Source organism: Acidovorax sp. HMWF018 (genome assembly GCF_003061035.1).
Taxonomy (GTDB): Bacteria; Pseudomonadota; Gammaproteobacteria; order Burkholderiales; family Burkholderiaceae_C; genus Acidovorax; species Acidovorax delafieldii.
The window spans coordinates 1-12312 of sequence record NZ_QAIM01000048.1; the positions used below are offsets into that span (position 1 = coordinate 1).

Sequence of the window (12312 nt, forward strand, 5' to 3'; positions counted from 1 at the left end):
GAGCGGAAAAATGGGTGCCACCCTCTATCGATCAGAAGGTCAAGCATGACTCATTCGAGTCTTTGACCCAACAAGGTCTTCGTGAATGACTTCGGCGTTGTACAGTGACTCAGGCGACCCGTCGGTCGAGGCGCTGTTGGGCCGCAAGGTACTGATCGGCAAAGCGCTGGATCAACTCGCCTGCCGACGGGATGTCGTGCAGCACACCGATGCCCTGACCGCAGCCCCAGACGTCCTTCCATGCCTTGACTTTGGGACCGCCTTCCGGGCCGCCGAAATCCATGTCGGAAGGGTGAGCACTTGGCATGTTCTGCGGATCCATGCCGGCGGCGACGATGGACGGGCCAAGGTAGTTACCCCAAACGCCCGTGAAGAAGTCGGTGTAGACGATGTCTTCAGCACTGCCTTCGATGACTGCCTTCTTGTACTCGGGCTGCGCATGGGCTTCCTGCGTCGCAATGAACGCCGAACCGATATAGGCAAAGTCGGCACCCATGGCTTCGGCTGCGAGGATGGAGGAGCCGTGGGCAATGGAGCCCGATAGCGCGATCGGACCATCGAACCAGGCGCGTGTCTCCTGAACCAAGGCGAAGGGCGACTGGCGACCAGCGTGGCCACCCGCGCCCGTGGCCACCAGAACCAGGCCGTCGGCGCCTTTTTCAATCGCTTTACGGGCAAACTTCTGGTTGATCACGTCGTGCATCACCAAGCCCCCGTAGGAATGCACCGCGTCGTTGACCGTAGTCTGCGCACCCATCGAGGTGATCACCAGCGGCACCTTGTATTTGACGCACAGCTCCATGTCCTGGTGCAAGCGCTCGTTGGTCTTATGCACGATCTGGTTGACTGCAAAGGGCGCTGAAGGCTGCTCGGGATGCAGGCGGTCGTATTCGGCCAACTCGGTGGTGATGCGGTTCAGCCACTCGTCCAGTACATGCGCGGGACGCGCATTGAGCGCGGGGAAGGATCCGATGATGCCAGCCTTGCACTGGGCAATGACCAGTTCGGGATAGGACACGATGAACATCGGCGATGCGATCACTGGTAGGCGCAAACGCGCCTTGAGTTGCTGCAGATTCATTTTGGTTTAGCTTGAAGTAAGAGGGGATGGAGTAGTCGTTTCTATGGCCCGTGCTTGAACGGGGCAGTCATGAGCCAATCGGGTCAATGCAGCGCGGAAAGGAACAGTCCGAATAACTGGTACCAGCCGATAGGCGTCGAATAAAAGACATTGAAGTGCCTCGTATCTACGGTGCATGTTCATGACTAGGCTGCGGGGTCACTTGCCGGTGAACCGGGGCGGACGTTTCGCCTCGAAAGCCTGCAGTCCCTCCCGGAAGTCGGAACTGAGGGTGTGAACCTCGGAGGCCAGCGATTCAAGGCGAAGTGCCGTGTCCTCGGGCTGGTCGAGTCCATCATCTATCAGCGCCTTCATGCGACGCAGGCCCAGTGGACTCTTGGTGGCTATCAAGTCCGCGACTTCTTGGGTTGTCGCTTCCAGTTGCGCATCGTCCACGACCCGGTTGACCAAACCGGCCTCCCGCATTTCCTCGGCCGTCACGAACTCGCCGGTGTAAAGGAGATATTTCGCGCGTGTGAGGCCAATGGTTCGGGGGAGGCGAACCGACGCGCCGCCACCGGGAAGTAGGCCGTAGTTGGCGTGCGCGTCGCCAATCCTCGCGCTGCGGGCTGCAATGACCAAGTCGCAGCACAGCACAAGCTCAAGGCCGCCGGCAAGAGTCAATCCGTTGAGCGCGGCGATGATGGGCTTGGGGAATCGATCCAAGCGATTCGTGGTGCGCTGGACGCTTTCCAGAAACCCACTAGTGCCGCGATCGCCCAGTTGGTCGTTGATGTACTTGAGGTCGGCACCTGCGCAGAAGGCACGACCGGTGCCAGTGAGCACTACCGTCATGACATCAGCTTGTTCAAGTGCTTCGTCCAGCGCCTTGTCGACAGCTTTTAGCACTGACGGCGAGAGCGAGTTCATTGCCTCCGGTCGGTTCAATCGGATCCACAGAGACCGATTCCGCACTTCGGAAACCACCACTGGATCTGGCATCTCTCTCCTTCACAGGCATTTCTTTGCAACCCTCGGATTCTTCTTCTCGATGTCCAGGGTGAGAACTGGTAATTTCCCTTACTGGACGGAAAAAGAGTTGACTCTAAAGTAAAATAGAATCGATGGCGGTAGCTGGTTCGAGCTGACGGGCTGCAATGTCATGGCTCGCGAGGCTTGGATCTGATCAAGCAAACTCACCCGATGGGTGAGAAGGAAGAGGCAGTACGCTGAAGGAGCCTGGTGATGAGGGTGCGGGTGCGGCGAAGTGTTCGCGTCTTGCCCTCTTGCTATCATGCCCCTTTAAGTAACTTTGCCCTTTCCGCAAGGCAAAAAAACCAATCTTTATGAGTCAGTCCACCGACGCCGAGCCGAAGTCGCAGACGCGTGTAGGCACCACACGACCCGCCAAAGTCGCTAGGTGGAATAACGCAGTCAGCAGCGCTAACGAGCAGCACAAGCTGAAAAGGCAGGCCGTGATCGCCGAGGCATCGAGGGCCTTTGGCCGCCATGGGTCCCAAAACGTGTCACTTGACGAGATCGCCAAGGCATTGAATGTCAGCAAACCTGCGCTGTACTACTATTTCAAGAACAAGCAGGAGTTGATCTACGAGTGTCATGAACTGGCAATGAAGATTGGCGATCAGGTGCTCAAGGACGCTATCGCCTCGGAGGCTACTGGGTACGGTCGGATCATTGCGTTCATGAAGAACTACATCTCGCACTTGACGGACCAGATGGGGGCTCCGGCGATCTTGCACGATTTCTCTGCGATGACACCTGCAGACCGAAAAAAGATCACACTGAGGCGCCGGAAGTTCGATCTTCAGCTTCGCAAGATTCTTGAGGAGGGGGTGGAAGATGGCTCGATCGTCCCCTGCGATGCTAGATTGGCTGTCTTCTGGTTCATGGGGGCGATCGGTTCCATTTCACAGTGGTACCACGCCGATGGAACACTGACAGGTGATCAAGTTGCAGAAGTGTTCATCAGTCTTCTGGCCAGAGGCATTCGACCCCAGGGAGAAGACTAGTTCTCGCCGTAACGTGGCGTATGTGACTGTCAAGCTTGACTGGTAGTCCAGCCATTGTGTAGACACTTCACTTCATGTCGGCAGCTGAGCTCCATTGCCTGACACGGCTGGCGCGTCGGGCTGTAGCTGCGTTGGCTGCACTCTCGCATCAGGCGGAAGCAAAGGAGCGCGGCACGGGCTCATCTAGTAGAACCAGTTGAGCCAGCGAGTCGGCAGTGGATTGAGCCGCATGACGCTCACGTCGCGACGCAAAGATTCCTGCAGTGCTTGGGATGATGCTCCTTCGGCCGCCGGTCGCATCTGAGGCTATGCATCGCGGCAGCCGTCGTGGACATGTCTGGCCGTTGGCAAAGTCGAGTCGCTCGACAGGCAACTTTTCGTCGGCCAGTCGACCACCAGCCTCCAGGGGATGCGCAACAACAGCTCTGTCAGAAAGTAGGGCCATTGTGCCGTGGGGTCGGTGAAGCGCAGCAACGAACCGAACTGATCGCCGCGCGCCACTTTCTGGCGCGATCCCGGCATCGTCCAAGAACGCATCGACCTTCAATCTTCTCGTTCGCGCGCCTTACAACTTGTTGTCCACAAGGATGATGGAAATCATGAATGGCAAGGCATTCATGGGGGAGGCGGGTGCTGCAAGTTGATGTGAACTGTCAGCCGATAGCCGTGTTTTGCAATCGCTTCGATTGGCGGTAACTACTAGGCTTCTCTCGACAAGAAAAGGCATGAACCATGCTGGCCACCAGGAGACAGATCTATGTACTTGACGCAAGCCCTACACCGTGCAGCGCAGCTGCATCCCAACCGAATCGCCGTTCAATTCGGCGAGCGGCAACATACGTTCCGTGAATTCATCCGTCGCGTCGCACGGCTGGCGGGAGCGTTGCAGCAGATGGGCATGCAAACGGGCGATCGGGTGGCCATGTTGGCACTCAATTCCGATCGCTACCTCGAATACCAGATGGCGGTGCCCTGGGGGGGCGGCGCGCTCAATCCTTGCAACATACGCTGGTCTGCCGCCGAGATCGCCTATTCGCTCAATGACTCCGGGTCTACCATTTTGCTGGTCGACGACATGTTCGTGCCCATGGTCAAGCAGCTTAGGGCAGAGGCGCTGGTAGTGCGTGACGTAATCTACTGCGGCGAAGGATCGGTGCCTGATGGAATGATGGGCTATGAGCAGTTGCTGGCCCAATCCATGCCCGTGCCCGACGCCGTGCGTCGCGGAGAGGACTTGGCCGGAATTTTCTACACGGGGGGCACGACCGGATTTCCCAAAGGGGTGATGCTGAGTCATACGAACATGTGCAGTTCGGGCTTGGCCGTGCGGGCCGCAGGCATGGCCGACCCAGGAAGCGTCTATCTGCATGCAGCCCCCATGTTCCACTTGGCGGACATGGGGCTGGCCATGGCGCATTGGCTGGAGGGAAACACTCATGTGATCGTGCCCGCTTTCAGTCCGGAGCTTGTGCTGGACACCATCGAGCGCTGTCGCGTCACGCATGCGGTGTTGGTGCCCACCATGATCCAGATGATGGTCGATCATCCGACCATGAAGAAGATGCGTGATCTGAGCTCCTTGAAGTCGGTCACATACGGGGCATCGCCGATTTCGGAGGCCGTTTTGGATCGTGCCATGGAGGCGTTGCCCGGCGTGGGTTTCTCGCAGGCCTACGGTATGACAGAACTCTCTCCCTTGGCCACTATCAATCCGGCTTACTACCACAGCGCTGAGGGGCGCAATCTGGGCAAACTGCGCGCGGCAGGGCGCGCAGGATTTTGTGTCGAATTACGCATTGTGGATGCCGCAGGGACTGAGGTGCCTCGTGGCACGGTGGGGGAGGTGATCGCGCGCGGGCCGAACGTGATGCAGGGATACTGGAACAAGCCCGAAGCCACTGCGCAAGCCTTGCGCGACGGATGGATGCATACCGGCGATGGCGCCTGGATGGACGACGACGGGTTCATCTTCATTGCCGACAGGCTCAAAGATATGATCATCAGTGGCGGTGAGAACATTTTCTCCGCTGAGGTTGAAAACGCATTGGCCCAGCATCCCTGCGTTGCCAGTTGTGCCGTCATCGGCATACCCAGTGATGCATGGGGAGAGTCCGTTCATGCCGTGGTGGTCAACAAGCCGGGGCAATCCATCGAGGCCGAAGAACTGATTGCGCACTGCAAACAGTTGATTGCCCCTTACAAGTGCCCGCGCAGTGTCGAGTTCCGTGATGCGCTGCCTTTGTCGGGCGCTGGGAAGATCCTCAAGACGGCGCTGCGCGAGCCATTCTGGGCGGGGAGCGAGCGCAAGGTCGCGTGAATCGCCGTCCTCGGCCGCATCTCCTCGACCTTTTCTTGGTGCAAACCAAGATGCAAGACTTACTTGTCGCAGCGGCAGTAAACCCGGGGAGTTCAACGCTTGGAATGTCCGTACGGAGCTCGCCGCGTTCTTGCCCACTGCTGAAGCCGCACAGTAGCGCTTTCTTGCGTTCTCACCGATGAAAGGTTGGGGCGCGCTCCATCGGTCGAGTAGCTCGCTGAACTAGACGATCCTCACAACATTCGACGCTTCCCACAGAACGGGAAACCTCGCGTCATCGAAGCGTGCAAGGCGTTCGCGAACGGCTCGGATTCTCGTCCGTCAGCGGATCGATGACATGCCAGTGCAAGCTGCGAAACCAGTGCTCGATGAATCTGAGCGGCAGCATCGCAGTGTCCCGAAGTAGCGACAAATGGTACCGAAGTTGGCGCACGCCACCTTCTCTATGTTGACCGTGAATACAGGAGGCAGCGTCGGTGCATCGTTGCTGCTGACATGAAGTCAGCAAGGGTTTCTACCAGATCATAACAAGAATCTGATTCTGTATTATTTGAAAAATGCACTACCTAGAAGTGCATAGCCTCTGATTGCCGCATCCGGCGGCGACCGTTCACGTAAAGTTCTAAAAGGAGCAAGCAATGATCTGTGTTCTGGGTTCAACTGGCCAGCTTGGCCTCCCCATGACCAAGCAACTCGTGGCTGCCGGACAATCCGTCCGCTGCCTCGCACACACCGAAAAAAGCGCTGAGATCCTGCGGCGTGAAGTTCCCGGAGTGGAAATCGTCGTTGGCGACATGACCAACCGCGAGGATCTTCGCCGAGTCATGACCGGCTGCGATCAACTGTTCATCGTGACTCCGGTGGTGGCCGAGATGGTTGAGTTGCAGAAGCAGATCATCGATGTGGCCAAAGAGACCGGGATTCGCGGCATCACCAAGCTCTCGGGCTACACGGCCGACCACATCGATGAGATCAGCTTGCTGTCTCAGGATCACGGTGCTACCGATCGGTACCTCGCGAAGGTCGGCGTGCCCTACACACTCCTCTACCCATGCACCTTCATGCAGACGCTGATCCTGAAGTTCGGCGAGATGGTCAAGAAGGATTCGAAGATCGTGGCCCCGGTGACCGCGACGAACACCATCGCGTACGTTGACGGGCGTGATGTGATCGACACGGCGGCAGCGGTGCTGATCAAAAACCAGCACAAGAACGAGATCGTTTTCATCACGGGCCCGGCACCGATCTCGTACGGACAGTTCGCTGAGCTGCTCTCGCAGCGACTCGGTCGACCGATCACGTACGTCAAGAACACCTTCGAAGAAGCGGAACAGGATCTGCGCGACGTTGGACTGAACGCTTACGGCGCGAAGGCGCTGCGCGGCCTCTACCAGATGTACGAGCGGGGCGATATGAACGACACCGGCGATGGCGTCGAAAAGATGACCGGTCACCCGCCGCGTTCTATCAATGACTTTCTTGACGATTTCATCGGTTTCTTCAAGTAAGAAGTCCTGGGATTTCAGGCACAAGCACCTTCCCAGTCGGAAAACCATACTGATGAGCACTGGCTGCGCGGCGATCTACCGCGAACCTTGAACACCAAAAGAGGACTATCGCTATGAAAGAAGCATATTTCAAAGAGCTCGGGACACCCGACGTCATCAAGATCCACGAAGTGCCCGATCCGGTACCCGGTCCGGGTGAGGTGCTCGTCCGCACCCATGCGGTGGACATCGGCAGAGCCGACGTCAACTACCGCCGTGGCTTCTACCCCTGGCCGCAGTTCCTGCCCGCCGTTCCTGGCTGGGAAGGCTCTGGCGTCGTGGAGAAGCTGGGCGAGGGCGTCACGAATGTGTCGGTCGGCCAGCCGGTGTACTTGGTGACGATGCTGACCAGCCCTGGTGACGAGGGCCGCGGGTTCGGTCGCGAGAAGCTCGTCGTTCCCGCCCATAAGCTCGTCGTGGTTCCGGAAGGCGTCGATCTCGACGATGCCGCGACGGCTGGTTACTACGCGATGGCTTGGTGCGCGCTCCGCGAGGGCTATGGCGGCAAGCCGCGCGCTGACCAGAAGCACCCCGGTGCGTTGCCCGGAACGCTCCTTCAGATTGGCGCGGCCGGCGCCTTTGGCACCGGCTTCGTCCAGGTCGCCAAAGCGCTCGGCATCACCGTCATCGGTACCGTCAGCGGCGATGAGAAGGCGGAGTTTGCACGGGCTTCGGGTGCGGACCACACCATCAACTACCGCACTGAGGACGTGCATGCCCGGGTGCTGGAGCTGACCAACGGCCGAGGTGTCGACATGATCGTCGATCACATCGGGGGCGACGAATTCGGCAAGTATTTCGAGACTCTCGCGCCTTTCGGGACGATCCTGGTGCTGAACCTGGAGAAGGGTGACGCCGGCGTCGATCTGCTGCAGCCCGTCGTGTACTCGAAGCGGTGGCCTGCCGTGCGCTACTTCGGCGCGATCGGTCTCGGCGAGGTTCCAGACGAGATGAAGGCCCATTCCGAGGCCGTTCTCGACCTCATGGCCAAGGGCAAGCTGCGCCCGCGGATCGGTACGACCTTCCCGCTCGATAAGGTCGTCGAGGCGCAGACGCTGGTTGAGAATGGCACGTTGGGCTACGTCCTGCTGCAGCTCAATCGCGGTTGACGCCAGGCGCTGCCGCCACAGAACGGGGCGAGGGTTTCGGGTAGCCCCCAGAACCCCTCGCCCCGTTTTCATCTCTTCACTCGTGCGAACGGCGGGCTGCTCGCGCGTTCCAGCGAATGAACGGTCATGTACATGAACATGAGCCACCGTGGCCGCCTGGCTCACCTCCATCAGCAGCGACGGGCGGCTCGTGACGGCTTCCATGCGCTGCTGCGGTTGGACGTGCTCAATCTGGCGGGCAAGAGGCCAATGAAATCGAATACCTCCAGGACTTACGCAATAAGCACCTCGTCATTCCCGCGAAGGCGGGAATCCAGTTCTCCGCTTCAGTGCTGCCGCTGGATTCCCGCCTTCGCGGGAATGACGGCTGCGTAAGTCCTGACATCTAAACTCAATGCGCGGCACAATGCTCAGCGTGCCTTTCAAGGTGTCAACAGTGAACAGGATGGGGATTGAATGAATCAGAGTGAGCGCACGGTACCGGACGTTGAAAGTCTTCCCTCCTATCAACAAGAGCGACGCCAGAGGATTGTCGATGTAACGCTAGACCTTCTGTTGAAGAACGCTGGTGCAGTGGAAGTCAGGGATGTGGTGGACGCAGCCGATGTCTCGTTGGCCACTATTTATCGCTATTTCGGCTCTAAAGAAGTGCTCTTCTCCGCCGCATATCTGCATTGGCATTCCGGCTATATCGCAGCGCTCGAGGCAAGCATGAAGAGGGCTCGTACCAATAGCGCCAGGATGAGGGCGGGTATGGGCGTCTTCTGTGACGTGTTTGAACAGGCACCGCATATGTGGGACGCCTATCTGGTCACGCGCGCATTGAAGCAACCCGCAATCCTCACCATGCGGCTTGATTTTGAGCAACGTCTTCGGCAACTTTTCATAGGCGCTTTGCATGGTGTCCCGGAACGGGATGCAGAGGGCATCATCTCCATCCTGACCGCAGTGACTGCATGGAACCTGTCGAGCTGGCGTACCGGGGACATCACCACCCAACAACTTCGAGATGAACTCAACGAGGGCGTTCGCTTGACGATAGAGGGCAGGTAGTGCATGGAGCCTGCCGCATCTGCCAGACCTTGCAGCAAGGTCCTTTCATGGGGTTATTGACGGAGGTTTTTTGGCCAGCAACGGAGTGCCGCGTCGCTTACGGGTGAGTAGTTGCGACTTGCACGGTTCCGTGGCCGTGCCGGAATTGGTCAGATACCTTTATGCAGGGCGCTGTCCGCTGCGCGAGCGGGCACGGTAAGCTCCCGGCGCGCTGCCGGTCCAGACCTTGAATGCGCGCTGGAAGGCGGTGCTGTCGGTGAAGCCCAGGTCGGCTGCGATGGCGACGAGCGAGGTTTCGCTGCTGGTCAGGCGCACGATCGCCATGTCGCGCCGCAACTGATCCTTGAGCGCCTGGAAGGAAGTGCCCTCGGAGGCCAGGTGCCGCTGCAGCGCGCTCACCGACATGTGAAGGCGCTGCGCGGTGACGGCCAGGTCGGGCCATTCGGGGCTGGCCCGCTGCAGCACCATGCGAACCCGCGCGCTGGCGCTGCGCTCGTTCAGGTACGGCCCCACCACGTTGCCGGGCGTAGCGCGCAGGAAGGACTGCAGCGCGTCCCTATCGCGCCGCACCGGCTGTGTGAAGGCGTCGGCGTCGAACCAGGCGGCGGTGCGCGGCTGTCCAAAGCACAGCGTGCCGGAAAAGATGCGCCCGTAGCTCATCGCATGGAGCGGCGGCGCAAAATTGAAGTCGAATCGCTGCGGCACCAGTCGGCCGCCGTGCAGCCACACCAGGAGGCGCCAGAACACGCGCAGCAGATGTGCGTGCAGGAAGTCGGCATGCGCCCCCTGGCCGCCGCGCATTTCCAGCGCGATGCCCCCCAGCGTGCCCTCGGTCACCGGCACCAGCGCCACGTCGTCCTGCAGCAGGGCGAAGGATTCGCTCAGGCGACGCAGGGCGTATGACAACGAATGGGCAGTGAACGCGCTGCGCACCATGAGCGCGAAGCTGCCCGGGAGCATGGGCCGCCCATGCAGGTAGCCCAGGCACTCGTCGTTCAGGCTGTCCTTGACGGCGATAAACAGCGCGTTGAACTGCTCCACGGTGACGCGCGAATCCTCAAGCTCCAGCAGCGATTCGCTGATGCCTGCGCGCCCCAGCACGCCCTCCAGCCATTCTTGCGTGGCCAGCCCCTTGCCGCGTGCCCCGTCCAGCAGGCCATGCACGGCAAAGATGGGAGCGGTGAAGACGGGTTGCAGCATGGCGTGTGATCGAAGGGGCCAACGCCGGTCGCACGGGCCGAAAGAAGTTATTTATCAGTTGATTGAGGCAATCCGTCATCGCCCTTGCAGGGGCCAATTATTACGATTGTCGCATTCCCCAAACACTTCGGCAGTGGCGCTGTGCGGAACGCCAGGTGCGGGGTCGGAAGCCAACATACAAGGAGACACGCTCATGCTGCCACATCCGGGTAGATGGCGCCATTCGCATGGCACCGCGCTGATCAGGTCGTGACCATGTCCGAGATAGTGGCAGCTGTCTGAGCCGATCAGAGCTATGGCCTTGCTTCGCCTTTGCCTGTTTGAGCTTCGCGCGGCCCTTGCGGCGCGAACAGCAAATTGCAGTAACCGAGAGGTATCAAGTGCATTGTCTGCCCACTTCACCGAGACCGATGAAGTTGATGCATCAGTCCTGGCGAAGTATGGTGAGTTGCTCAACGTACCTCCGATCGTCGGCAAGGTGCCGCTAGTTCGTTGAGGTAAACCGTTTTCGAGTGCTCAGCCGCCATGTCCAGAGCAGCGGCTTATAGGCTCTGTATTGAGCGATGCGCTTCGCAGCACCTCTCAGAGAGGTTCAAGACTGGCAGTGGCAGGCGGAGTCTGTCGGCGACGAAGCTTTGGCAGGGCCTCTGTTCCGGGTGTCCAGGATTCGTTGATCGGATTACCGGAGTGAGCAGGGCTCAAGTGCTTAGAGTCGAAATCCCCTGGACTCCAATGCGATTTCGGCTGGCGTGGCACGCCGTGGAGCGTCAGGATGCGTTCATGGAACTGTCGCATTGAAAGGGGCGCGCGGCGTGCAAGAGCAGGAACTCTCCGACGATCTCCGGCATCCGCGTCCATCGTGGGACTTGTCCATTGCGATGCTGCGCGCCGTGCTCGATGGCGCGACCTATGATGCCGTGGCGGCGCTGCACGAAGTGTCCCGCACGGCGGTTGAGAAACGCATCAAATCTGTGGCGACCCACCTCGCCAGCAACGCAGGAATTGATGGGCTGAACGAGGATGGCGCGGCGTTCGTTCGGAGACTGCGTCTGCATCGTGCCGCTCTGCTGTCGGCGCTTGACTGCCTTGAGCCTCCTGCCGAGCCAGTGGCCAGGAACATCCCGATTCTGAGTGAAATGGAGATCGCGGCAGGAGCGTTGCGAATCCGGGGACGCAGCCAGCACCCTCTGGAGGATCTGGCGCTGTACTACATGTTGTTTGCGATCGGTGCCCGGCCACTTGAAATCGCGCGTCTGGAGATTCGGGACTATTTGGATCTTGCAGGCGGCGTGCGCAGGGTCTCAGTGCTGCGTGAGGATGTGTCTATTACTTCGCGTGCGCGGCCCCTGTATTTTCACAGCGCACGTCTGGACGAAGCCTTGGACGCCTATCTCGCGGATCGGATTCGGCGCGGGGCTGGCCTCGGAGTCGAAGGTCAATATCGCGGCCTGGCTCCGGGTAGCCGCCTGTTCCTGTCCGCCAGCGGCAAGGGCTTCGAAATCACGCCGTATGGCGAGGCTGGGCAGCGCCGTTTTCTGTGCCGCGGCATCCAGGAAACCTATCGCAAGCTGTTCCGCTACGCTGAGTTCAAGCAGGTCACAGCGCTGACTGCGCGGCATACGGTGGCCGATCGCCTTTACACCAGAGGTGCGGATGAGGCGCAGGTGGGCCTGCTGTTGGGAATCGCCGAACGTAGCGCGGTGAGAGAACAGTTTCCACGCCGACAGCACGCGATGGAAGAGCTGACGCGCGATCTGGTGTAAGCAGGGGAGATTGATGAAGCCGATTCAGCGCCGCGGCCCAGGCTACTCCTTCTGGAGTCTCGTCTGATGGATGCCCAGTATGTATGAGCATTTTTTGGTACCTGTTGATGGAACGTCGGCATCGGATGAGAACATGACCGCCGCGATCGAATTGGCGGAGCGGCTGGGCGCGAAGATTACCTTCCTTCATGCCTTTCCAGATCCGGCCGCGATGAGGGGCGTCGACGTACCCC

Annotated in this window: 10 protein-coding genes; 7 read left to right on the plus strand and 3 right to left on the minus strand. The window is 59.6% G+C overall.

What is annotated here, in order from left to right; translation table 11 throughout:
- Positions 1-109 precede the first annotated feature (109 nt).
- Both DBR23_RS01685 and DBR23_RS01690 read right to left on the minus strand, forming a co-directional pair.
- Entirely contained in the window at positions 110-1081 is a 972-nt protein-coding gene (locus DBR23_RS01685; protein WP_108497097.1) for a nitronate monooxygenase family protein, read from the minus strand.
- Between the two features lie 198 nt (positions 1082-1279).
- Entirely contained in the window at positions 1280-2062 is a 783-nt protein-coding gene (locus DBR23_RS01690) for an enoyl-CoA hydratase/isomerase family protein (RefSeq protein WP_108497098.1), read from the minus strand.
- Positions 2063-2406: 344 nt separating this feature from the next.
- Between DBR23_RS01690 and DBR23_RS01695 the strand changes: the two genes are divergently transcribed.
- The 5 genes from DBR23_RS01695 to DBR23_RS01715 all read left to right on the plus strand — a co-directional run bounded on the left by DBR23_RS01695 (position 2407) and on the right by DBR23_RS01715 (position 9116).
- On the plus strand, positions 2407-3090 hold the full coding sequence (locus DBR23_RS01695; protein WP_108497099.1) for a TetR/AcrR family transcriptional regulator: 684 nt from the start codon (positions 2407-2409) through the stop codon (positions 3088-3090).
- Positions 3091-3847: 757 nt separating this feature from the next.
- On the plus strand, positions 3848-5407 hold the full coding sequence (locus DBR23_RS01700; protein WP_108497100.1) for a long-chain-fatty-acid--CoA ligase: 1560 nt from the start codon (positions 3848-3850) through the stop codon (positions 5405-5407).
- Positions 5408-6045: 638 nt separating this feature from the next.
- Positions 6046-6915, plus strand: a complete 870-nt coding sequence (locus DBR23_RS01705; RefSeq protein WP_108497101.1) for an NmrA family NAD(P)-binding protein — start codon at positions 6046-6048, stop codon at positions 6913-6915.
- Positions 6916-7028: 113 nt separating this feature from the next.
- Positions 7029-8063 (plus strand): zinc-binding dehydrogenase, encoded by a 1035-nt coding sequence (locus DBR23_RS01710; RefSeq protein ID WP_108497102.1) that lies wholly within the window; start codon positions 7029-7031, stop codon positions 8061-8063.
- A 456-nt stretch (positions 8064-8519) separates the two neighbouring features.
- On the plus strand, positions 8520-9116 hold the full coding sequence (locus DBR23_RS01715; protein WP_108497103.1) for a TetR/AcrR family transcriptional regulator: 597 nt from the start codon (positions 8520-8522) through the stop codon (positions 9114-9116).
- Between the two features lie 159 nt (positions 9117-9275).
- Here DBR23_RS01715 and DBR23_RS01720 read toward each other — a convergent pair whose 3' ends face one another.
- Positions 9276-10316, minus strand: a complete 1041-nt coding sequence (locus DBR23_RS01720) for an AraC family transcriptional regulator (RefSeq protein ID WP_108497104.1) — start codon at positions 10314-10316, stop codon at positions 9276-9278.
- 812 nt (positions 10317-11128) lie between these two features.
- On the opposite strand from DBR23_RS01720, the gene DBR23_RS01725 reads away from it, so the two are divergent.
- Both DBR23_RS01725 and DBR23_RS32210 read left to right on the plus strand, forming a co-directional pair.
- Positions 11129-12079, plus strand: coding sequence for a site-specific integrase (locus DBR23_RS01725; protein WP_158276409.1), 951 nt, complete (start codon positions 11129-11131; stop codon positions 12077-12079).
- Between the two features lie 79 nt (positions 12080-12158).
- Positions 12159-12312: universal stress protein (locus DBR23_RS32210; RefSeq protein WP_158276410.1), on the plus strand; the 154-nt coding region annotated here is incomplete at its 3' end.

Bases quoted from the DNA above. Each gene is read 5' to 3' on its own strand.
- DBR23_RS01685 (WP_108497097.1), bottom strand. From the start codon at position 1,081: ATGAATCTGCAGCAACTCAAGGCGCGTTTGCGCCTACCAGTGATCGCA.
- DBR23_RS01690 (WP_108497098.1), bottom strand. From the start codon at position 2,062: ATGCCAGATCCAGTGGTGGTTTCCGAAGTGCGGAATCGGTCTCTGTGG.
- DBR23_RS01695 (WP_108497099.1), top strand. From the start codon at position 2,407: ATGAGTCAGTCCACCGACGCCGAGCCGAAGTCGCAGACGCGTGTAGGC.
- DBR23_RS01700 (WP_108497100.1), top strand. From the start codon at position 3,848: ATGTACTTGACGCAAGCCCTACACCGTGCAGCGCAGCTGCATCCCAAC.
- DBR23_RS01705 (WP_108497101.1), top strand. From the start codon at position 6,046: ATGATCTGTGTTCTGGGTTCAACTGGCCAGCTTGGCCTCCCCATGACC.
- DBR23_RS01710 (WP_108497102.1), top strand. From the start codon at position 7,029: ATGAAAGAAGCATATTTCAAAGAGCTCGGGACACCCGACGTCATCAAG.
- DBR23_RS01715 (WP_108497103.1), top strand. From the start codon at position 8,520: ATGAATCAGAGTGAGCGCACGGTACCGGACGTTGAAAGTCTTCCCTCC.
- DBR23_RS01720 (WP_108497104.1), bottom strand. From the start codon at position 10,316: ATGCTGCAACCCGTCTTCACCGCTCCCATCTTTGCCGTGCATGGCCTG.